The organism is Streptomyces sp. NPDC097640, assembly GCF_040302705.1.
Taxonomy (GTDB): domain Bacteria; phylum Actinomycetota; class Actinomycetes; order Streptomycetales; family Streptomycetaceae; genus Streptomyces.
In genome coordinates, this window is sequence record NZ_JBEOSB010000015.1 from 131,543 (window position 1) to 152,856 (window position 21,314).

Here is a 21,314-nt window from a genome sequence, read left to right on the forward strand (position 1 = left end):
TTTCGCACCTCCCACAGGGCCTGTCAGAACTCATCAGAAGCCTTAATCTCCGAACAAAATCGATCACGGGGGTCCGTCATCGGGAGACAGACTTGAGCCGCAGTGAACAGCAACCCGGCCGCCGGCTGGTCCTCAAAGGCGCCCTCGCCGTGGGCGCCGTCGTGGGCACGCCCGGCCTGGCCCATGCCTCGGACCGGGACGCCGCGCCGGGCGGGCGCCGGGCGGATCCGTACCGCAATCCCCTCGTCCTCCAGCGGGCCGACCCGCACATCGTCAGGCACACCGACGGCTACTACTACTTCACCGCCACCGCACCCGAGTACGACCGCATCGTCCTGCGCCGCTCCAGAACCCTCAACGGCCTGGCCACCGCCGCCGAGTCGGTGATCTGGAGGAAGCACGCGAGCGGCGACATGGGCGCCCACATCTGGGCGCCGGAGATCCACTTCATCGACGGCAAGTGGTACGTCTACTTCGCCGCCGCGCCCGCCAACGACGTCTGGAAGATCCGGATGTGGGTGCTGGAGAACACGAGCGCCAACCCGGTCACCGGCACCTGGACCGAGAAGGGCCGGATCGCCACCCCGCTGGACACCTTCTCCCTCGACGCCTCCACCTTCGTCCACCAGGGCACCCGCCATCTGGTCTGGGCCCAGTCCAACCCGGACGTCGGCAACAACTCCAGCCTCTACATCGCCCGGATGGCGAACCCGTGGACCATCACCGGCCCGCAGGTGGAGATCTCACGCCCGACATACGACTGGGAGACCCGCGGCTACAAGGTCAACGAAGGCCCTTCGGTCCTCCAGCGGAACGGCCGGGTGTTTCTGACGTACTCCGCGAGCGCCACCGACAGCAACTACTGCATGGGGCTGCTGACCGCCTCCGCGGGCAGCGACCTGCTGGCCCCCGCGTCCTGGGCCAAGAGCCCGACACCGGTCTTCACCAGCAATGACACCACCAAGCAGTACGGCCCTGGACACAACTCCTTCACGGTCGCCGAGGACGGTCGCACCGATGTCCTCGTCTACCACGCGCGCCAGTACAAGGACATCACCGGCGATCCGCTGCACGACCCCAACCGGCACACCCGCATCCAGACCCTGCCCTGGAAGGCCGACGGCACCCCGGACTTCGGCATACCGGTGGCCGACGCGCCCGCGCGCGGGCAGGGGACGACGATCCACCCGAAGGAGACTGCGTGATGCCCGCCCCGCGGATGAGGCGCCCCCGCCTCTGGACGCTCGTGGCCGCCGTGTGCGCGGCCCTGCTGGCCCCGCTGATGGGCGCCTCCGGCGCCCAGGCCGCCCCGGTGACCGTCCTCAACGGAACGCAGTTCGCCACCACCTCGGGCGATCCGGTGCACGCCCACGGCGGCGGAGCCATCAAGGTCGGCGCCTACTACTACTGGTTCGGCGAGAACCGGAACACCGACAACACCTTCCGCTATGTGTCCGCCTACCGCTCGAAGGACCTCAAGAGCTGGGAGTTCCGCCGGCATGTCCTGACCCAGGCGACCGACCCCGAGCTGGCGAAGGCCAATATCGAGCGCCCCAAGGTCCTCTACAACCAGCGGACCAAGCAGTTCGTCATGTGGATGCACAAGGAGAACGGCACCGACTACAGCGAGGCGCGCGCCGCGGTCGCCACCTCCCCGACCGTCGACGGCGACTACACCTGGCGGGGCAGCTTCCGCCCGCTCGACCAGCACATGTCGCGGGACATCACGCTGTTCCAGGACAACGACGGCACCGGATACATGGTCTCGGCGGCCCGGGAGAACTACGACCTCCAGATCTACCGGCTGACCGACGACTACACGGGCGTGGCGAGCCTGGTGGCCAACCCGTGGCCCGGCGGCCACCGCGAGGCGCCCGCGCTCTTCAAGCGCGGCAACGTCTACTTCATGCTGACCTCCGGCGCCACCGGCTGGAATCCCAACCAGCAGAAGTACGCCACCGCGACCGACCTGGCCGGGCCGTGGACCGAGATGGCGAACATCGGCGACGCCACCGCGTACGGCTCCCAGACCGCGTACGTCCTGCCGGTGCAGGGCGACGGGGCGACGTCCTATCTGTATCTGGGCGACCGCTGGGGCAACTCCTTCGGCGGCAAGGTCAACGACTCCCGCTATGTGTGGCTGCCGCTGTCCTTCCCGACCTCCCGCACCATGACGATGGACTGGTTTCCGCAGCTTGCCGTCGACACCGAGGCGGGCACCGTGACCGGCTCCGGCGGGCCGTACCGCACCCTCGTCGCGCGGCACACCGGCAAATGCGCCGACATCACCTCCGCCTCACAGACGGACGGCACCGCGGCCGTGCAGTACACCTGCAACGGCGGCGGCAACCAGCTGTTCTGGTCCAAGGACGCCGGAGGTGGCTATGTCCAGCTGATCGCCCGGCACAGCTCCCAGTGCCTGACCGTCAGCGGCGGCTCCGCCGACGACGGCGCCAAGGTCGTCCAGTCGGCCTGCGGCACGGCGGCCGGCCAGCAGTGGCAGGCCACGGACACCGGCGACGGGTATGTCCGGCTGACCTCCCGGAGCAGCGGCAAGTGTCTGGACGTCGCGGACGAGTCCACCGCGGACAAGGCCGCCATCGTGCAGTGGACCTGCATCGGCGGGGCCAACCAGCAGTGGAAGCGCGGCTGACCGGTCCGGTGCCCTGGTACGGCTGGGACTGTTGACTTCCAGGGAGGGGCCGGTAGCGTCACCGTGCGCAACATGTCGGACATTGTTCGTAATTTCGAACCTCTGTGAGGGAAGAACATGAACGAACCAGTCGACAGACGGCACTTCCTCGCCACCACGGCGTCCGGCGCCGCGGCCGTCGCGCTCACGGCAGCGGCCGGTGGCACGGCCCTGGCGGCCGCCCCGGCCGCCTCGGCCGCACCCCGTGGCCGGGCGCGGGCGGTCACCGCCGTCCGGCCCTTCCCGCTCGGCTCCGTCACCCTGCTGCCGGGCCCCTTCAAGGACAACCAGTCCCGCAACACCGCCTATCTGCGGTTCGTCGACATCGACCGGCTGCTCCACACCTTCCGGCTCAACGTCGGCCTGCCCAGCAGCGCCCAGGCCTGCGGCGGCTGGGAGAGCCCGACCACCGAGCTGCGCGGCCACAGCACCGGCCATCTGCTGTCCGGTCTTGCCCTCGCCTACGCCAACACGGGCGACACCGCGCTGCTGGACAAGAGCCGCAAGCTGGTGTCCGCGCTCGCCGCCTGCCAGGCGAAATCCCCGGCGGCGGGCTATGGCCAGGGCTATCTCTCGGCCTTCCCGGAGAACTTCTTCGACCGGCTGGAGTCCGGCTCCGGGGTGTGGGCGCCGTACTACACCATCCACAAGATCATGGCCGGGCTGGTCGACCAGCACCGGCTGGCGGGCAGCGCCGAGGCCCTGGACGTCGTGCTGCGCCAGGCCGCCTGGGTGGACACGCGCACCGGCAGGCTCGGCTACGACCAGATGCAGCGGGTGCTGCAGACCGAGTTCGGCGGCATGAACGAGGTGCTGGCCGATCTGCACGCGATCACCGGCGACACCAGGTGGCTGAGGGTCGCCGAGCGCTTCACCCACGCCAGCGTCTTCGACCCGCTCGCCCGCAACGAGGACCAGCTCGCCGGGTTGCACGCCAACACCCAGATCCCCAAGATGGTCGGCGCACTGCGGCTGTGGGAACAGGGCCTGGCCAGCCGCTATCGCACCATCGGCGAGAACTTCTGGAAGATCGTCACCGACCACCACACCTATGTCATCGGTGGCAACAGCAACGGCGAGGCGTTCCACGAGCCCGACGCCATCGCCGCCCAGCTGTCCAACAACTGCTGCGAGAACTGCAACAGCTACAACATGCTCAAGCTCACCCGGCTGATCCACTTCCACGCGCCCGACCGCACCGACCTGCTCGACTACTACGAGCGCACCCTCCTCAACCAGATGCTGGGCGAGCAGGACCCGGACTCGGCCCACGGCTTCAACATCTACTACACCGGCCTGGCACCCGGCGCCTTCAAACAGCAGCCGTCCTTCATGGGCACCGACCCGAACCAGTACTCCACGGACTACAACAACTTCTCCTGCGACCACGGCAGCGGCATGGAGACCCAGGCCAAGTTCGCCGACACCATCTACACCTACGCGGACCGCAGCCTGCTGGTGAACCTGTTCATCCCCTCCGAGCTGCGCTGGCAGGAGAAGGGCATCACCTGGCGCCAGACCACCGGCTTCCCCGACCAGCAGACCACCACCCTCACCGTGGCCTCCGGCACGGCCTCCCTCGAACTGCGGGTGCGCATCCCCTCCTGGGCCACCGGCGCCCGCGCGGCGCTCAACGGCACCACCCTCCCCGACCAGCCCAAACCCGGCAGCTGGCTGGTCATCGACCGCACCTGGAAGGCCGGCGACCGCGTCGAGGTGACCCTGCCGATGGCGCTGAAGCTCGACCCCACGCCCGACGACCCGGACGTCCAGGCCGTGCTGTACGGGCCGGTCGTGCTCGCCGGGGCGTACGGCAACCGCCCCAATATGACCATGCCGCGGCTGGTGAAGGACTCGGTGCGGCAGCAGTCCGGCGCCACGCTGAAGTTCACCGCCACCGCGAGTGGCGAGACCGTCACCCTGCTCCCGGTCGCCCGTGTCCACCACCAGAACTACAACGTGTACTGGCTGACCGGCGAGCCGCCCACCCCGCCGCCCGCCTTCGCCGCCTGGCACCGCTTCGACGAGACCGGCGGGACCAGCGCCGCCGACGCCACCGGCAACGGCAAGACCGCCACGCTCACCGGCGGTGCCTCCTGGGCGGCCGGGCGGACCGGTGGCGCCGTCGCGCTGGGCGGCACCGACGGATACGTCGCCCTCGCCGACGACCTCCTGGCCGGGGCCACCACATACAGCGTGGCGCTCTGGGTGCGGCTGGACAGCCAGGACACGGCATGGACCCGGATCTTCGACATCGGGACGGGCGTGACCGCCAACATGTTCCTCACCCCGCGCGCCGACTCCGGCAAGCTGCGCTTCGCCATCACCGCGGGCGGAGGCGGCGCCGAACAGCGCATCGAGGCCGACCCGCTGCCGACCGGCCAGTGGACCCATGTCGCCGTGACCTACGGAGCGGGCACCGCCGTGCTCTATGTGAACGGACGCGACGTGGGCCGCAACGCGCAGATCACCGTGGAACCCCGCCACTTCGGCAACCACATCCGTGCCGCCTACCTCGGCAAGTCCCAGTACCCCGACCCGTACCTCAAGGGCGCGGTCGACGACGTCCGCGTCTACGGCAAGACGCTGACCGCGGCGGAGGTCACGGCCCTGGCACAATGACCACGATTGACATCAAGGTCGAAAACGAGACAAGAACAGAACGGGAACGAGGACGACGCACATGGTCTATCTCGCCGCCGAGAACCGCTACGGAACGATGCAGTACCAGCGCTGTGGGCGCAGCGGGGTGCTGCTGCCGAAGGTTTCCCTCGGTCTGTGGCACAACTTCGGCGACACCCATCCGCTCGAGACCCAGCGCGCGGTCCTGCGCCGCGCCTTCGACCTCGGCGTCACCCACATCGATCTGGCCAACAACTACGGCCCGCCGCCCGGCAGCGCCGAGTCCAACTTCGGCACGATCTTCGCCCAGGACTTCCGCCCGTACCGCGACGAGCTGTTCATCGCGAGCAAGGCCGGCTACCTGATGTGGCCGGGCCCGTACGGCGAATTCGGCTCGCGCAAGTACGTCCTGGCCAGCCTCGACCAGTCCCTGACCCGGATGGGCCTGGACTACGTCGATGTCTTCTACTCCCACCGCTTCGACCCGGACACGCCCCTCGAGGAGACGATGGGCGCGCTGGACACCGCGGTGCGGCAGGGCAAGGCGCTCTACGCGGGCCTGTCCAACTATCCGCCCGAGGCCATCGAGCGGGCCACCGCCATCCTGAAGGAGCTGCGCACCCCGTACCTGATCAACCAGCACCCGTACTCCCTCCTCCACCGCGACGTGGAGGGCGGGGTACTGGAGGCCTCCGAGCGGGCGGGGGTCGGCGTGATCGCCTTCTCGCCGCTCGCCCAGGGACAGCTCACCGACCGCTATCTCAACGGGGTGCCCGCCGACTCCCGCATGGCGGTCGGCCACTTCCTCAAGCGCGAGGTGCTCACCGAGCAGCGGCTCGCCCTGCTGCACGCCCTCAACAAGCTCGCCGAGGGCCGTGGCCAGACCCTCGCCCAGCTGGCGCTGGCCTGGGTGCTGCGCGATCCGCGGGTGGTGTCCGTGCTGATCGGCGCGAGCAGCGTCGCCCAGCTGGAGCAGAACGTGGCGGTGCTCGACTCGCCCGCGTTCACTGACGCCGAACTGGCCGAGATCGACCGGCTCTCGGCCGAGAACGGCATCGCGATCCCCTGACCGCCCCGCCCCGCCCCGTCCGGTCGGCGCGCCTCAGCCGCCCGGACGGGGCGCCGGCCGGACCCGCCCGGGCAGGGGCTACGCGGCCCCGGGCCCGCCGAGCCCGGCGGTCCACTCCTCGACCAGCTCGATCAACGCCTCCGGCCGGTCCTCGTGCAGATAGTGGCCGCACTCCGGCCACGCCTCGACGCGGGAGTACGGGTGGGCGAGCGCGGCGCGCTCCCAGTCGGCCGCCGCCTCGCTCGCGTACACGCCCAGCACCGGGCAGCGGCGGCGCGCCAGATACGCCCGCGCGGCCGCCCGCGCCCCGAAGGCGTCCGGCGCCAGATACATCCCGTCGCGGCAGCGGGCGAGCACCTCCGGGTCCATGGCCGCCATCAGCCGCTCATGGCGGGCCCGCACCCCGGGCGGGGTGTGCGGCCCGAAGGCCCCGCGGACGAACGTCAGCGCCCACCCGGCCCCCTCGGCGCGCAGCGCCTCCTGCTCGGCGGGCACCCGGGCCAGCTCCGCCTCGTCCGCGCCGTACGCCGGGTCCAGCACCACCACGGCCCGTACCAGCGCGGGGTGCTCGACGGCCAGGGCGGTGACGATCTGCCCGCCCATCGAGTGGCCGACGGCGACGACCGGACCGGTGTCCAGACGGTGCAGCAGGGCCGCGAGATCGGCGGCGAAGTCCCGCGGCCCGTAGCCCTCGCGGGGCGCGGGGGAGCGACCGTGGCCGCGCAGGTCCGGGGCGAGCACACGGTGCCGGCGCGACCACGCGGCCAGGTGCGGTGCCCACTCCCCGGCGTCGCCACCCCAGCCGTGCACCAGCAGCAGCGGGGGAGCGCCCGTACCGCCCTGGTCGCAGTGGAGCGGCACGGCGGACGGGCGCGTGGTCATGCTGGCTTCCTTCTGGTCGGGGACGGCTCCGGCAGATCCTGCCAGAAAGCGCTTTCGCCCGCGCTGCCGGCTCAGTGGCCGGTGAAGCGCGGGGCCCGCTTGTCGAGGAACGCCCGCATGCCCTCGGACTGGTCCTCGGTGGCGAACAGGGCGTGGAACGTCCGCCGTTCGAACAGCAGCCCCTCGCGCAGCCCCACCTCCAGGGCCCGCTCCACCGCCTCGCGGGCGGCCCTGACCGCGGTCCTGCCGTACGACGCGATGGCCGCGGCCGCCTCCGCCACCTCCTGCGCGAGGCGTTCGTCCGGCACCACGCGGGAGACCAGTCCGCAGCGCTCGGCCTCCCGGGCGTCCATCGTCCGGCCGGTGAGGATCAGATCCATCGCCTTGGCCTTGCCCACCAGACCGGTCAGCCGCTGGGTGCCGCCGATGCCCGGGATCACGCCCAGCTTGATCTCCGGCTGGCCGAACACCGCGGACTCGCCCGCCAGGATCAGATCGCACATCATGGCCAGCTCGCAGCCGCCGCCCAGGGCATAGCCGCGGACCGCGGCGACCTTCGGGGTGCGCAGCGCGGCGAACCCCTCCCAGCCCGCGAAGAAGTCCTCCTCGGCCACCTCGGCGAAGGACTTGGCCGCCATCTCCTTGATGTCGGCCCCCGCGGCGAAGGCCCGCTCGGACCCGGTGATCACGAAGCAGCCGACGTCCGGGTCGAGGTCCAGCGGTGACAGCGCCGCGACCAGCTCCGTCATCACCTCGCTGTTCAGCGCGTTGAGCACGGTGGGGCGGTGCAGCCGCGCGGTGACCACACGCCCATGCTGTTCGATCTTGATGACATCCATGGTGTCTCCCTACGAGTCCCAGATGGCGCCGTACGCGGGGATCCCACGGCGCTCCATGCCGTGGACGACCTGCCAGGTCAGCTTCTTGTTGGAGATGCAGATCACCGCCTCCGCCCCGAACTCGGCGTACGCGGCGTAGGCCAGTTCGACCATGTCGGGCTTGCCGTGTTCGGAGGTGTCCCAGATCAGGGCGTCGGGCTGGACCGCGAGGATCTCGTCGACCAGCCCGTCGCCGTAGGTCCGGCGCGGATCGCGGGTGGCCCAGACCAGGCGGGCCGGGACCTCGCGGGCCAGCAGATGGGGCAGGCACGGGCCGATGCCGCTGCCGGTGGCCACATAGATCACCTTGGTGAACAGGGTCTCGATGTTGGCCACCCCCGCCGTGGTGATGCCCTTGACCCAGACGTGGGAGGGCAGGTCGTCGATGAACTTCCCGGTCCAGTCCCCGGCGCGGGAGATGGTGAGGCGGAACCCCGCCTGGCCGGGGGCGGGCACGTTGGCGAACGAGTGCCACTCCAGCAGCGGGTTGCGGCTGACGGCCGTGGACGACCCGGCGAACGGTGTTACGCCGTGGTCGAAGCGGACGAGCGCCACATGCGAGGAGGGGCGCTCGACGGCGACCGGCACCCGGCGCAGCCGCAGCCACGGCAGGGCCACGCTGAAGGTCAGCACGGCCACGGTCCACAGCTCGGGGGCCGTCAGCAGGGCGCCCGCGGCGGAGCCGCCGCCCCGCTCGTCGAGCGTGGTCAGCACGGTCTGCGCCCACAGCAGCGCGAGCGCCGCCCAGCCGCCGAAGCGGTGTGCCTTCTCGAAGTGGTCGTGGAACCGCGCCCGGAAGGGCGGCAGCGCGGTGGCCACGATGGCCACCAGCAGCCCGAGCAGCGCGTACGAGACGGCGAGCGTGGCGGCCGGCGCCCCGTGCCGGGTGAGGGAGCCGACCAGGGCCAGGAACCACAGGGCGCCCGCGGTGGCCCCGCCGACGTGCAGCCCGCCGAAGTGGTAGACCTTGGCCAGGGTCCAGCGGATCCGCAGCGGCCAGCTGGTGGGCGCCGCGGTGGCCAGCCGGAACAGCAGATTGATGACGTACTGCTGGCGGACCACGATCGCCAGCAGGAAGTTCGCCAGCGCGGCGTGGGAGAGGGTCCGCGGCCCGAGGCCCCCGTCCGGGCGGGTTGCGAGACAGGCCAGGTTGACCGCCCACACCAGCAGGATCAGCCGGTTGTAGTGCATCAGGCGCGGATGCTTGAGGAGCCGTCGCGGCAGCGAGGTTGGCGGCGGCAGCGCCACCTGTGTCCGGTGCGCCGGGGCCGCGGTGCGGGCGGGGGTCACGACGCCACCTCGCCACTCGTCCGGCGCTCGGCGGCCAGCCGCAGCAGCGCCACCTTGTCGACCTTGCCGCGGCTGGTGAGCGGCAGTGCCGCCATCGGGTGCACCGCCCGCGGCACGCAGTAGTAGGGGAGGGCCGCGGCGACGGCCCGCCGCGCCACATCGGGGTCGAGGTGGGCGGGCGAGACAAAGGACACCAGGCCGGTGTCGTCCGGCTTCAGCGTCACCGCGCGGGCGCAGCCGGGCAGTGACTCCAGTACCGCCGAGACGGAGTCCAGCTCCACGCGGAACCCGCGCACCTTCACCTGGTCGTCGGTTCTGCCCAGGTGTTCCAGCTCGCCGTCGGGTGTCCAGCGGCCCAGATCGCGGGTGCGGAACATCATCCGGCCCCCGCCCAGGAAGGGGTCGGGCACATAGCGCTCGGCGTTCAGCTCGGGGTTGCGGAGGTACCCGGCGGACACCCCGTCGCCGCCCGCCCACATCTCGCCCGTCTCTCCGATGGCGCAGGGCCGGCGGTCGGGGTCCAGGACGTACACGGTGTTGTTGGGGGTGGGACGGCCGATGGTCAGCCGCAGCGCGGCCGGGTCGTGGCGCTGCATGGTGTTGACGATGGTGGTCTCGGTCGGGCCGCACGCGTTGTAGAAGGCGCAGAAGCGGGCCCACCGGTCGGCGAGCCGGCGCGGGCACGGCTCCCCGGCCACGGCCGCCACCCGCACCTGACGGCACTGGTCGGGGTCGATCCGGCTGAGCACGGTCGGGGTGGCGATGACCACGTCCACCCGCCGTACGGTCTCGGCGATGTCCTTGCCGCGGATGACCAGTGTGGCGCCGTGGCTCAGGCAGCCGAGGATCTCCCACGCGGCCATGTCGAACGCCACATTGAGGATCTGGCCCACCCGTGTCCCCGGTCGCATGCCGAGGTCGCCGGGGGCGGTCAGCAGGATGTTGCAGACGTTGCGGTGGGTGACGGTGACCCCGTTGGGCCGTCCTGTGGTGCCGGAGGTGAACAGCACATAGCACCCGTCGTCGCCGCGCGGCGGCCGGGCGGGCCGGAACGCGACGGTGTCCCGGGCGTGGGCCGGCGCCTCCGCCATCACGGTGTCGATCGCGACCAGCACATGGCCCTCGGGCACCGGTATCCGCTCCGCGAAGCCGGACGTCGTGAGGATCACCCGGGCCCGGGAGGTGCGGATGACATGGTCCAGCTGGGGGCGTGGGGTGAGCCCGGCGTCCTGCGGTACGTAGGCGGCTCCGGCCTTCAGCACGGCCAGCAGGCCGACCAGCATGGGGATGGAGCGCCGCACGCATAACGCGACATGGTCGCCGGGGCGCACACCGAGCCCGGCCAGATGTGCCGCCAGCCGGTTCGCCTGCCGGTCCAGCTCTCCATAGGTGATGGTGGCGCCGAGGTGTTCGGCCGCGAGGGCGAACGGATCGGTGGCGGCGTGCCGTTCGAAGGCGTGGTGGACACAGGTGTGGGGCACCGCCGCCACCGGTCCCCGGCCGAATCTCTGGAAGAGGTGGCGGTCGTCCTCGGACAGCTCGTGCAGCGGGTGTGCGGACCAGGCCGGTGCCGCGGCCCGTTCGCTCGGTTCCTGGTGCATGGTGTCGATTCCCTCCGCGGTGATGGGGTCCAACCGCCGGTGTGTGCCGCTTTGTCCGGGCATGGGGGCGCACGTGTCCGGCGTGCCAAGCCAGATGTTCGGTATATCGTGCAGTGTTCGACTTGAAATTCGACTGAACGTGCCGGAGCTCGCCAGGGGCGGCGGGTGTGGGGCAGGCGGTGAGCCGTGTGTGTCGAAGAGTCGGCGCTCGGCGCTGATCGTGGTGCGCGGGGCCCGGCCCGGGTCACACGGGCATCGTGTGGCACAGGTGCATCAGCCGTCTCTCTTGTTGAGAGCTTAAGGACCCGGCGGGTGGCTGCGGAAGACGGCTGACAGGCGCAAGTCGGCCAGGATCCCACTAGAGTCCCGTGGCGCGGAATCGTATGGCTTGCGGAGTTGATGCCGACCTGGCGGTGGAGCGAGCACGGCTGCGGACGAGGAACCGTTCGACCGCCGGGGCGGCGCGCGTGGCCGAGACTGGTCATCGCCCCTGCGGGGGTTACGGTTGCGTCCCATGAGCGGTGAGACGGGCCTGCGGGAACGCAAGAAGCAGCGGACGTACCGGACGATCTCCGAAACGGCGATCTCCCTGTTTCTGCGGCACGGTTTCGACCAGGTGTCCGTCGCCGATGTGGCCGCCGCGGCCGAGGTGTCCAAGCCCACCCTCTTCCGCTACTTCCCGACCAAGGAGGACCTGGTGCTGCACCGGTTCGCCGACCACGAGGACGAGGCGGGCCGGGTGGTGCGGGACCGCCCGGCGGGGCAGTCGCCCCTGGCCGCGCTGCGGCAGCACTTCCTGACCGGGCTGGAGCGGCGCGACCCGGTCACCGGCCTGAGCGACGAGGAGGGTGTCCTGGTGTACCACCGGTTGCTGTACGGGACGCCCAGCCTGGTGGCCCGGCTGTTCGACTACGTCAGCAGATCGGAGGCGGCGCTGGCCGCGGCACTGGGCGCGGCGCCGACGGGGGGCGGCGAGCCGGACGACCTGACGCCGCGGCTCGCGGCGGGTCAGATCATCGCGGTCCAGCGGATCCTCGCCCTGGACAACTGGCGCCGGATCGACGCCGGCGCGACCGCGGACGAGGTCCACCCGGGCGCGGTGGCCGCCGCCGACCGGGCCTTCGCCATGCTGCGGTCCGGGCTCGCCCCGTACGCCGGATAGGATGAGCGGCCTCAACCACACCCCCCATGAGTCGCCGCACACGCATCGCTGCAACGGAGTCGCAACCTTGACCACCAGGCGGATCCCGGTCGTTCTCGTCACTGGTTTCCTGGGCTCCGGAAAGACCACCATGCTCAACCACCTGCTGCGCGGCAGCGTGGACACCCGCATCGGGGTCATCGTCAACGACTTCGGGAGCATCAACATCGACGCGATGGCCGTCGCCGGCCAGGTCGACTCCATGATCCCGATCGAGAACGGCTGTCTGTGCTGCGCCGCGGACTCCACCGAGATGGACGGGATGCTGGCCCGGCTCACCGAGCCGTCGCTCGGCATCGAGGTCATCGTGATCGAGGCCAGCGGCCTCGCCGAGCCGCAGAGCATGATCCGTACGCTGCTCTCCAGCGAGAACGAGCACATCCTGTACGGCGGGCTGATCGAGGTCGTCGACGCCGCGGAGTTCGAGAACACCCGCGAGCGCCACCCGGAGCTCGACCGCCATGTGCGCGCCGCCGACGCCGTGGTGCTCAACAAGGCCGACCGGGTCTCGGAGCAGGAGCGCGCCCGGGTGCTGGAGACGCTGGCCCGCATCGCCCCGGGCGCCCCCGTGGTCACCGCCGAACACGGGCGCGTGGACCCCGGCTTCCTCTTCGACCGCGGCCCCGGCGCACCGGGCGGGGAGCGGTACCGCCAGCTCTCCTTCGCCGAGGTGTGCACGGACGAGCACGACTGGCACGAACACCTCCACCACGCGTACCAGAGCGTGGAGTTCACCGCCGACCGGCCGCTCGACCCACGCCGGTTCCTGGAGTTCCTCGACGGCCGGCCCGCCGGGCTCTACCGGATGAAGGGGTTCATCCACTTCGCCGCCCCGGGCCACGACCGGAAGTTCGCCCTGCACGCGGTCGGCTCCTACCTCCGCTTCCATCCCTCGGAGTGGGCGCCCGGTGAGGCGCGGATGACCCAACTGGTGATGATCGGCGCCGGAATCGACGCCGAGGCCCTCACCAAGGAGCTGACGGGCTGTGTGGCCGCCGCCCCGGACGCCTTCGCCGACCAGCACATGATGGGTGTCCTGCGGTACGTCCAGGAGCGGACGGACGAGCTGGGCGTGGATGAGCCGGACGTCGAGGAGCCCGGCCCGGCCGACGCGTCACGCACAGATTGATCGCGCCCGGCGCACAACCGTCGCCGCCGATCGGCAGTCCTCCAGGGTGTACCCGAGATGAACCCTGTACCAACAGCAGGAGGACTTGTGCGTCATCGCTCCATTGCCACCGCCGTGCGCTGCGCGATGGTGGCCGCACTCGTGACCACCCCGGCCTTACTGTCCGCTTCGGCCGCGGGCGCCGCCGAGCGGGGCGCCACCGGCACCTCCCTCGCCGGGGCCGCGCCGCGGGCCGACTTCAACAAGGACGGCCACCCGGACCTCGTCGTCTCGGCCCCCGCCGCCACGGTCGGCGGCAAGACCCGCGCCGGCTATGTCGCGGTGGTCTACGGCTCGGCCACCGGGGCGGACACCACCCACCGGCAGATCATCAGCCGGGCGACCGCGGGTGTCCCCGGCGACCCGGCGGCCGAGACCTGGTTCGGCTACCGCACGGTCGCCCGGGACCTGGACGGCGACGGCTACACCGACCTGGCCGTTCAGTCCTCCGGTGACTCGCCCGTCACCGTCCTGTGGGGCTCGGCGGGCGGGCTGACGGGCGGCACCGCCCTGTCCGACGCGACCAGCACCGACGACGGGCTCCTGGCCGGCGGCGACTTCAACGGCGACGGCCACGCCGACCTGGTCGCGGAGGGCACCGGCGAGGGCGAACTGCGCGTCCTGTACGGCCCGTTCACCCGCCAGGGCGCCGCGGCCACCGCGAACACCCTGAATACGGGCCGCACCTTCGGCCCGACCGAGATGGTCGCGGGCGACATCAACGGCGACGGCTCCGACGACCTGGTCACCACCCACGCCTTCGAGGAGATGTCCGAGTCGAGCCTGTACTGGAAGGGCGGCGCGAGCGGCCTGGGCTCGGCGTCGACCCGGATCGACCACGCCGCCTCGGGCACCATCGGCGACGTCGACAAGGACGGCTACGCCGACCTGATCATCCGGACCGTCCCCGGCAACGTGGTGGAGAACCTGCCGTACGACCACGGCACCATCAAGGTCCTCTACGGCTCCGCGAGCGGCCCCGGCGCCACCCGCACCAAGGTCATCGACCAGAACACCGCGGGCGTGCCCGGGGTGAACGAGGACGGCGACCAGTTCGGCTACTCGCTGAGCGCCGGTGACGTCAACGGCGACGGATACGCGGACGTCGCGGTCGGCATCCCGTACGAGGACCTGGACGGCGGCGTGGACGCGGGCAGCGTCGTCCAGCTCTACGGCGGCGCGGGCGGCCTCAGCGGTACCGGCGCCCAGGCGTTCACCCAGGACACCGCGGGCGTCCCGGGCGTCGCGGAGGCCGGGGACCACTTCGGTGCGGCCGTGCGGCTCGGGGACACCGACGGCGACGGCAAGGACGACCTGGCCGTCGGCGCGCCCGACGAGGACGGCACCTACACCTCGAGCGGCGCGGCCTGGGTGCTGCGCGGCGGCACGGGCGGGCTGACCACCACCGGGATCGTCTCCTTCGGGCCGAACGCGCTGGGTGGCCCCGAGGCGGGCGCGCAGCTGGGCCGCGGCTTCGCGCGGTAGCGCGCCGCCACCCGGCCACCCGGCCACCCGGCCACCCGGCCGCACGGCGGGAGGGGCGCGGGCGCCGCGGCACACACGGCGCCCGCGCCTCAGCGCCTCAGGCCGATTCCCGGATCACGAGTTCGGTGGGGAGGATGACCCCGGACGGCTTCTCGCCGCCGATCTGCGCCAGCAGCACCCGCACCATCTCGGCGGTGATCCGCTCCCACGGCTGGCGGATCGTGGTCAGGCCCGGGCTGGCGGCCAGCGCGGCGGGGGAGTCGTCGAACCCGGCCACGGCGACGTCCTGGGGCACCCGCCGCCCGGTCCGCCGCAGCGCGGTCAGCACGCCCTGGGCCATCAGGTCCGAGGCGACGAAGACGGCGTCCAGGTCGGGCGCCCGCTCCAGCAGCCCGGCCGCCGCCCGCTCGCCGCCGGCGCGGCTGTAGTCGCCGGAGACCACCAGCTCCTCGTCCGCTGCCAGGCCCGCTGCCGCGAGCTCCTCGCGGTATCCGGCGAGCCGGTCGACGCCGCCGGGGGTGTCCAGCGGGCCGGTGACGGTCGCGATGCGGCGGCGCCCGCTGTCCAGCAGATGGCGCACCATGTCGCGGGCCCCGGCCCGGTCGTCGGCGGCGACGTAGGCGATCCCCGGGCCGGGGACCAGCGGTTTGCCGCAGGCCACGAGCGGCACCCCGGCCTTCCGCAGCCGGGTGGCGAGCGGGTCGCCGGAGTGGCTGGAGACCAGCAGCACCCCGTCGACATGGCCGCCGGTGAGGAAGCGCATGATCCGCCGTCGCTCCGGCTCGTCGCTCGCGCTCATCAGCAGCAGCGTGATGTCGTGCGCGGCCAGCGCCTGGGTGCAGCCGCGCAGCAGCACACTGAAGTTGGGGTCCTCGAAGAACCGCTCCTGCGGCTCGGTGAGCAGGAAGGCCACCGAGTCCGACCGGCCGGTGATCAGCGAACGGGCGTGCCGGTTGACGACATAGCCGGTCCTGCGGATGGCGGCGTTGACCGCCTCCAGCGCCGCCGGGCTCACATAGTGCCCGCCGTTGAGGACGCGCGAGACGGTGCCGCGCGAGACTCCGGCCTCGCGCGCCACGTCATGGATGGTCGGCGGCCGTCGTCGGCCGGGGGTGCTGTTGCCGGTGCGGCTCATGCGCGTTCTTATCTCTCCAGACATCGCTTCGTCGGTCAGGACTTTACGGCCCCGGAGAGCAGATCCAGACTCCAGAACCGCTGGATGACCAGGAACAGCGCGATGAGCGGGATGATCGCCAGCAGCGCTCCGGTGATGACGAGGGTGTACAGGGCCGGGGTGGCGGCGCCCTGCCGCAGCAGCGTGAACAGCCCCAGGGTGACCGGGAACTTCTCGTCGTCGCCCAGCATGATGTACGGCAGCAGGAAGTTGTTCCAGATGGTCACGAACTGGAAGAGGAAGACCGTGACCAGGCCGGGCCGCATCATCGGCAGCGCCACCGAGCGGAAGATCCGCCACTCTCCCGCGCCGTCCATCCGCCCCGCCTCGACCATCTCGGCGGGGACGGCCGCGGACGCGTAGATCCGCGTCAGATAGATCCCGTACGGCGACAGGATGTTCGGCAGCAGCACCGACAGATAGGTGTCGGCCATGTCGGCCTCGGCCAGCAGCAGGTACTGCGGCACGGCGAGGATCACCGGGGGCATCAGCACACCGGTCAGCAGGATGTTGAAGATGGCCTCGCGGCCACGGAACCGGTAGCGCGCCAGGGCGTAGCCGGACAGGGCCGAGACGGCGCAGGACAGCAGCGCGCCGAGCCCCGCGTACAGCAGCGAGTTGGCCATCCACTTCCAGTACACGCCGTCGCGGTACGCGGACAGGTCGGCGATGTTGTCCGCGAACCCGCTGCCCGGCAGGAAGGTGAACGTGGAGAAGAGCTCGGGTCCGCTCTTGGTGGAGGCGATCACGACCCAGGCGACCGGCAGCAGACAGTAGACGGCGCCGAGCAGCAGCAGGGCGGTGGGGATCCAGGAGGGGCGGGCGCGGACGGCCGTGGTGGTGCTCATCGGGAGCCTCCCTGGCGGGTGCGGGCGCCCGCGACCCGCAGGAAACCGAAGGACAGGACCAGGGTGACGACCGCGATGATCAACGAGGTGGCGGCGGCCGCGTACACATCGCCCTCGACGAAGGCTTTCTGATGGACCACCATCAGGGGGCTCCAGGTGGTGGAGACCGAGTTGGTGAGCGGTTTGAGGGTGGTCGGCTCGTTGAACACCTGCATGGTGGCGATGATCGAGAAGAAGAAGGTGAGCACCAGGGACGGGGTCACCATGGGGATCTTGATGCGCAGCGCGATCTGGAGCTGGGAGCACCCGTCGAGCCGGGCCGCCTCGTAGACCTCGGCGGGTATGGAGCGCAGCGAGGTGTAGATCACGATCATGTTGAAGCCGGTGCCGCCCCACACCGCGATATTGGACATGGACGCATAGAGTCCGCCGCCGTCCAGCAGCTCGGGCCGCGGCAGCCCCGCCTTGCCGAGCAGATAGTGGAACGGGCTCACATCGGGCAGGTAGAGGAACCCCCACAGCAGCGCGGCGACCACGCCGGGGATCGCGTACGGAAGGAAGATCGCCAGCCGTGAGAACCCGCGCAGCAGGGTGTCCTTGCGGCCCCGCCGGTCGGCGTCGAGCAGCAGCGCGAACAGCAGGGCCAGGCCCAGCATCGTGGGCACGACGATCAGGCCGTAGCCGAGGACGCGCCGGGCGCCGTCGAGCAGTTCCGGGTCGTGCAGCGCGTCGGTGTAGTTGGAGAGACCGGCCCACACCTCCTCACGGGAGCCCTTGCCGAGGCCCAGGCCCTTGACGTCGATCTTGCGGAGGCTGAGGTAGAGGGCGTAGCCGATGGGCAGCGCGAACAGGCCTGCGAAGAGCAGGATCGCGGGGAGGAGGAAGACATAGGGGGCGCGGCGCGGACCGTGCCCCAGAGGGCGCAGGGTCACTCGGCGACCTCGAAGCCGTGCTTCTTCAGATCGGCGACGGTGGCCTGCTGCATGGCCGCCAGCGCGGCGCCGAAATCGGACTTGTTCTTGGCGGCCTTGCCGAAGTTGTCGTTGAAGGACGCGTACGCGACGTTGACGTTCGGCCCCCAGGCGGCGGGCGCGATGCCCTCGGTGATCTTGGCGACCTCGGCGTAGAAGTCGGGCTGGCCGGGGAAGAAGTCGGGCGCCTTCTTCAGCGCGTCGCCGGTCTGCGCGGCGGTGGCGGCCGGGTAGACGTCGCTCTCCTTCACCAGCGCTGCGACCGCCTTCGGGTCGGTGTTGAGCCACTTCGCGAACTTCGCGGCGGCGTCCTTGTGCGCGCTGTCGTTGGTGACGGCGGTGGAGGAGCCGCCCCAGCTGCCGGTCCAGTTCGAGCCCTCGCTCCACTGGGGGAGGGGTGCCATGGCCCACTTGCCCTGGGTGTCGGGGGCCGCGGTCTTGAGGGTGCCGGGGGCCCACACCGCGCTGACCCAGGCGATCTGCTTGCCCGTGTTGAGCGCCTTGTTCCAGGCCGGGGTGTACATCGGCTGGTTGTCGATGGCCCCCTCCTTGACCAGGCCGCCCCAGAAGTCGGCGACCTTGCGGGTGGCGGCGCCGTCGATGGCCACCTTCCACTTGTCGCCCTGGGTGGTCCACCAACTGGCGCCGGCCTGCTGGGCGAGGCCCGCGAACAGCCCGGAGTCATTGGCGGAGAAGGTGGTGAGGGCCTTGTCGGGGGCCTTCTCCTTGAGCTTGCGGGCGGTGGCCGCGAACTCCGCCCAGGTGGTGGGGACCTGGAGGCCGTATTGCCGGAACAGGTCCTTGCGGTAGTACAGCATCATCGGCCCGGAGTCCTGGGGCAGGGCGTAGACCGCGTCCGAGCCGAGGGTCACCTGGCGCCAGACGCCCGCGGGGAACTCGCCCTCGGCGTCGCCCACCTGACCGGATATGTCGGCCAGGACGTCGTTGCTGACCAGGGTGGGCAGCGCCTGGTACTCGGCCTGCACCAGGTCCGGGGCCTTGTGTGCCTTGGCGGCTGTGATGATCTTGGTGACGAGGTCGTCGCCGGACGCCTGCTTCTTGACCGTCACCTTGATGTCCGGGTGGTCCTTGTTCCAGATCGCCGCGACCTTGTCGAGGTCGGGTGCCCAGGCCCAGTAGGTCAGCTCGACCGGACCGTTCGAATCGGCCGAGTCGTCGGACGAACCGCAGCCGGTGAGCAGGCCGGTGGCCGACAAGGCGGCCGCGACCGATACCGCGACGAAACGAAGGTTGACGGGGTGATGGTTCACGAATGCCTCCCTGGGCGATCTGTGAGCGTTCACAGTAGAGAAACATGGATGACGCTTGTCAATGCTCGTAGCCATGCGGTTATCTGGGGGCGGCCGCTGCTCTGTGGTCTGTGCACGTTCCCAGCGATTCCCAGGAGTGGAGGTCTGATGGTCGGCCTCGCCTATGGCGGCGACTACAACCCCGAGCAGTGGCCCGAATCCCTCTGGCCCGAGGACGTCCGGCTGATGCGCGAGGCCGGGGTCACCATGGTCAGCGTCGGTATCTTCTCCTGGGCGCTGCTGGAACCCGAGCCCGGACGCCACGACTTCGGCTGGCTGGACCGGCTGCTGGCCCTGCTCCACGAGGCCGGCATCGCCGTCGACCTCGGCACGCCCACCGTGGCCCCGCCCGCCTGGTTCTACCGCGCCCACCCCGAGGCCCTGCCGGTCAGCCGGGAGGGCGTGCGCTACGAGTTCGGCTCACGCGGCGCCATCTGCCACAGCTCGCCCGCCTACCGCCGGGCCGCGGCCGCCATCACCGAACAGCTCGCCCGGCGCTATGGCGACCACCCCGCGCTCGCCCTGTGGCACGTGCACAACGAGTACGGAGTGCCGGTGGGCGCCTGCTACTGCGACACCTGCGCGGACGGCTTCCGCCACTGGCTGCGCGAGCGCTACGGCACCCTGGACGCGCTCAACGACGCCTGGGGCACCGCCTTCTGGGGCCAGCGCTACGGCGCGTTCGAGCAGATCAACCCGCCGCGCGCCACCCCCACCGTCGCCAACCCCGCCCAGCGGCTCGACTACGCCCGCTTCGCCGACGCCACCATGCGCGCCAACTTCACCGCCGAGCGCGACATCCTGCGCCGGCTGTCCCCGGGCATCCCGGTCACCACCAACTTCATGACCGCGCTCAGCCAGTGCGACTCGGCCGACTACTGGGCCTGGGGCCGCGAGGTCGACCTGGTCACCAACGACCACTATCTGATCACCGACGGCCGTCGCACCCACGTCAACCTCGCCATGGCCGCCGACCTGACCCGCTCCGTCGCCGGCGGCGCGCCCTGGCTGCTGCTCGAACACTCCACCAGCGGCGTCAGCTGGCAGCCGCGCAACCCCGCCAAGCGGCCCGGGGAGATGGCCCGCAACAGCCTGGGGCACGTGGCCCGCGGCTCCGAGGGTGCCCTGTTCTTCCAGTGGCGCCAGTCACGGCGCGGCGCGGAGAAGTTCCACTCGGCGATGCTCCCGCACGCCGGCACCGGCAGCCGGGTATGGCGCGAGGTCGTGGCGCTCGGGGCGGACCTCGCCAAGCTGGGCGAGGTGCGGGGCAGCCGCACGGTGGCCGACGCGGCGATGGTCTGGGACTGGCAGTCCTGGTGGGCGCAGCGGCTGGAGTGGCGGCCGAGCGAGGACCTGGACGCGCGCGAACGCGCCGACAGCTTCTACGAGGCCCTCTACGACCGCCACCTCACCGTCGACTTCGCCCACCCCGAGGCCGACCTGAGCGGCTATCCGCTCGTCGTCGTGCCCGCCCTCTACCTCGCCACCGCACGCGCCGGGGACAACCTGCGCGCGTACGTCGAGGGCGGCGGCACCCTGATCGTCTCCTGTTTCTCCGGCATCGTCGACGAACACGACGCCGTGCACCCCGGCCCCTACCCCGGCGCGCTGCGCGACGTCCTGGGCCTGGTGGTCGAGGAGTTCTCCCCGCTCACCGAGGGCGGGCGGGTGCGCCTGACCGGTCCTGGCGGGGCCGAACTCACCGGCGACGTCTGGTCCGAGATCGTGGTGGAGCGCGGCGCCGAGACCGTGTGGACCTACGCCGACGGCTTCGCCGCAGGCCACCCCGCCGTCACCCGCCACCGGCTCGGCCGGGGCACCGCCTGGTACCTCTCCACCCGGCTCGCCTCCCACGACCTGGCGACCCTGCTCGCCCCCGTCTGCGCCGATGCGGGCCTCGCGGACCGCCCCGACCTGCCCCGCGACGTGGAGGTGGTGCACCGCACCGGCGACAGCGGCAGCTACCTCTTCGCGATCAACCACGGCGACACCGACGCCAAGGTGCCCCACCCCACGCCCGGCACCGAACTGCTCACCGGCGAGCGCAGCGCCGGACACCTCGCGGTGCCCTCGGGCACCGTCCGCGTGCTGCGCCTGGACGGCTGAACTGCCCATACCCCCAC

At 71.3% G+C, this 21,314-nt stretch carries 16 protein-coding genes; 8 read left to right on the forward strand and 8 right to left on the reverse strand.

Annotated features, from left to right (window positions below; translation table 11 throughout):
- The first annotated feature begins 92 nt into the window (after positions 1-92).
- The 4 genes from ABTY62_RS24235 to ABTY62_RS24250 all read left to right on the forward strand — a co-directional run bounded on the left by ABTY62_RS24235 (position 93) and on the right by ABTY62_RS24250 (position 6,383).
- Positions 93-1,205 carry a glycoside hydrolase family 43 protein gene (locus ABTY62_RS24235; protein ID WP_352131530.1) on the forward strand — a complete coding sequence of 371 codons (1,113 nt, stop codon included), beginning with the start codon at positions 93-95 and terminating at the stop codon, positions 1,203-1,205.
- Entirely contained in the window at positions 1,205-2,653 is a 1,449-nt protein-coding gene (locus tag ABTY62_RS24240; RefSeq protein WP_502997506.1) for an RICIN domain-containing protein, read from the forward strand. Before ABTY62_RS24235 ends, ABTY62_RS24240 begins: the two co-directional genes overlap by 1 nt.
- 117 nt (positions 2,654-2,770) lie before the next feature.
- Positions 2,771-5,314 carry a glycoside hydrolase family 127 protein gene (locus ABTY62_RS24245; protein ID WP_352131531.1) on the forward strand — a complete coding sequence of 848 codons (2,544 nt, stop codon included), beginning with the start codon at positions 2,771-2,773 and terminating at the stop codon, positions 5,312-5,314.
- A 61-nt stretch (positions 5,315-5,375) separates the two neighbouring features.
- On the forward strand, positions 5,376-6,383 hold the full coding sequence (locus ABTY62_RS24250; RefSeq protein ID WP_352131532.1) for an aldo/keto reductase: 1,008 nt from the start codon (positions 5,376-5,378) through the stop codon (positions 6,381-6,383).
- 78 nt (positions 6,384-6,461) lie between these two features.
- Here ABTY62_RS24250 and ABTY62_RS24255 read toward each other — a convergent pair whose 3' ends face one another.
- The 4 genes from ABTY62_RS24255 to ABTY62_RS24270 form a co-directional block, all read right to left on the reverse strand.
- On the reverse strand, positions 6,462-7,265 hold the full coding sequence (locus ABTY62_RS24255; RefSeq protein WP_352131533.1) for an alpha/beta fold hydrolase: 804 nt from the start codon (positions 7,263-7,265) through the stop codon (positions 6,462-6,464).
- A gap of 71 nt (positions 7,266-7,336) precedes the next feature.
- A complete protein-coding gene (locus ABTY62_RS24260; protein ID WP_352131534.1) occupies positions 7,337-8,104 on the reverse strand; it encodes an enoyl-CoA hydratase-related protein in 768 nt (255 codons plus the stop codon).
- A 9-nt stretch (positions 8,105-8,113) separates the two neighbouring features.
- On the reverse strand, positions 8,114-9,433 hold the full coding sequence (locus tag ABTY62_RS24265; protein WP_352131535.1) for an FNR domain-containing protein: 1,320 nt from the start codon (positions 9,431-9,433) through the stop codon (positions 8,114-8,116).
- The gene (locus ABTY62_RS24270; protein ID WP_352131536.1) at positions 9,430-11,034 is read right to left on the reverse strand and encodes an amino acid adenylation domain-containing protein; all 1,605 of its coding nucleotides are present in this window, start codon (positions 11,032-11,034) and stop codon (positions 9,430-9,432) included. Before ABTY62_RS24270 ends, ABTY62_RS24265 begins: the two co-directional genes overlap by 4 nt.
- 514 nt (positions 11,035-11,548) lie before the next feature.
- Between ABTY62_RS24270 and ABTY62_RS24275 the strand changes: the two genes are divergently transcribed.
- The 3 genes from ABTY62_RS24275 (at position 11,549) to ABTY62_RS24285 (ending at position 14,888) form a co-directional block, all read left to right on the forward strand.
- Complete coding sequence (locus ABTY62_RS24275) at positions 11,549-12,196, forward strand: TetR/AcrR family transcriptional regulator (RefSeq protein ID WP_352131537.1); 648 nt, start codon at positions 11,549-11,551, stop codon at positions 12,194-12,196.
- Between the two features lie 67 nt (positions 12,197-12,263).
- On the forward strand, positions 12,264-13,364 hold the full coding sequence (locus ABTY62_RS24280; protein ID WP_352131538.1) for a CobW family GTP-binding protein: 1,101 nt from the start codon (positions 12,264-12,266) through the stop codon (positions 13,362-13,364).
- A gap of 87 nt (positions 13,365-13,451) precedes the next feature.
- The gene (locus tag ABTY62_RS24285) at positions 13,452-14,888 is read left to right on the forward strand and encodes an FG-GAP-like repeat-containing protein (protein WP_352131539.1); all 1,437 of its coding nucleotides are present in this window, start codon (positions 13,452-13,454) and stop codon (positions 14,886-14,888) included.
- Between the two features lie 97 nt (positions 14,889-14,985).
- On the opposite strand, the gene ABTY62_RS24290 is transcribed toward ABTY62_RS24285, so the two are convergent.
- From ABTY62_RS24290 to ABTY62_RS24305, 4 genes are read right to left on the reverse strand one after another with little or no spacing between them, the layout of a single operon-like run.
- Positions 14,986-16,023, reverse strand: a complete 1,038-nt coding sequence (locus ABTY62_RS24290) for a LacI family DNA-binding transcriptional regulator (protein ID WP_352131540.1) — start codon at positions 16,021-16,023, stop codon at positions 14,986-14,988.
- A 35-nt stretch (positions 16,024-16,058) separates the two neighbouring features.
- Entirely contained in the window at positions 16,059-16,910 is an 852-nt protein-coding gene (locus ABTY62_RS24295; RefSeq protein WP_352131541.1) for a carbohydrate ABC transporter permease, read from the reverse strand.
- A complete protein-coding gene (locus ABTY62_RS24300; RefSeq protein ID WP_352131542.1) occupies positions 16,907-17,842 on the reverse strand; it encodes a carbohydrate ABC transporter permease in 936 nt (311 codons plus the stop codon). The genes ABTY62_RS24295 and ABTY62_RS24300 overlap by 4 nt, the downstream gene beginning before the upstream one ends.
- Positions 17,839-19,152, reverse strand: coding sequence for an ABC transporter substrate-binding protein (locus tag ABTY62_RS24305; protein ID WP_352131543.1), 1,314 nt, complete (start codon positions 19,150-19,152; stop codon positions 17,839-17,841). The genes ABTY62_RS24300 and ABTY62_RS24305 overlap by 4 nt, the downstream gene beginning before the upstream one ends.
- Before the next feature lie 147 nt (positions 19,153-19,299).
- On the opposite strand from ABTY62_RS24305, the gene ABTY62_RS24310 reads away from it, so the two are divergent.
- Complete coding sequence (locus ABTY62_RS24310; RefSeq protein ID WP_352131544.1) at positions 19,300-21,297, forward strand: beta-galactosidase; 1,998 nt, start codon at positions 19,300-19,302, stop codon at positions 21,295-21,297.
- Positions 21,298-21,314 lie beyond the last annotated feature (17 nt).

What these genes read in the sequence shown, in the direction of transcription:
- ABTY62_RS24295 (WP_352131541.1), bottom strand. Translation starts at nt 16,910, where the DNA reads ATGAGCACCACCACGGCCGTCCGCGCCCGCCCCTCCTGGATCCCCACC.
- ABTY62_RS24290 (WP_352131540.1), bottom strand. Translation starts at nt 16,023, where the DNA reads ATGAGCCGCACCGGCAACAGCACCCCCGGCCGACGACGGCCGCCGACC.
- ABTY62_RS24310 (WP_352131544.1), top strand. Translation starts at nt 19,300, where the DNA reads ATGGTCGGCCTCGCCTATGGCGGCGACTACAACCCCGAGCAGTGGCCC.
- ABTY62_RS24260 (WP_352131534.1), bottom strand. Translation starts at nt 8,104, where the DNA reads ATGGATGTCATCAAGATCGAACAGCATGGGCGTGTGGTCACCGCGCGG.
- ABTY62_RS24255 (WP_352131533.1), bottom strand. Translation starts at nt 7,265, where the DNA reads ATGACCACGCGCCCGTCCGCCGTGCCGCTCCACTGCGACCAGGGCGGT.
- ABTY62_RS24270 (WP_352131536.1), bottom strand. Translation starts at nt 11,034, where the DNA reads ATGCACCAGGAACCGAGCGAACGGGCCGCGGCACCGGCCTGGTCCGCA.
- ABTY62_RS24245 (WP_352131531.1), top strand. Translation starts at nt 2,771, where the DNA reads ATGAACGAACCAGTCGACAGACGGCACTTCCTCGCCACCACGGCGTCC.
- ABTY62_RS24275 (WP_352131537.1), top strand. Translation starts at nt 11,549, where the DNA reads ATGAGCGGTGAGACGGGCCTGCGGGAACGCAAGAAGCAGCGGACGTAC.
- ABTY62_RS24250 (WP_352131532.1), top strand. Translation starts at nt 5,376, where the DNA reads ATGGTCTATCTCGCCGCCGAGAACCGCTACGGAACGATGCAGTACCAG.
- ABTY62_RS24240 (WP_502997506.1), top strand. Translation starts at nt 1,205, where the DNA reads ATGCCCGCCCCGCGGATGAGGCGCCCCCGCCTCTGGACGCTCGTGGCC.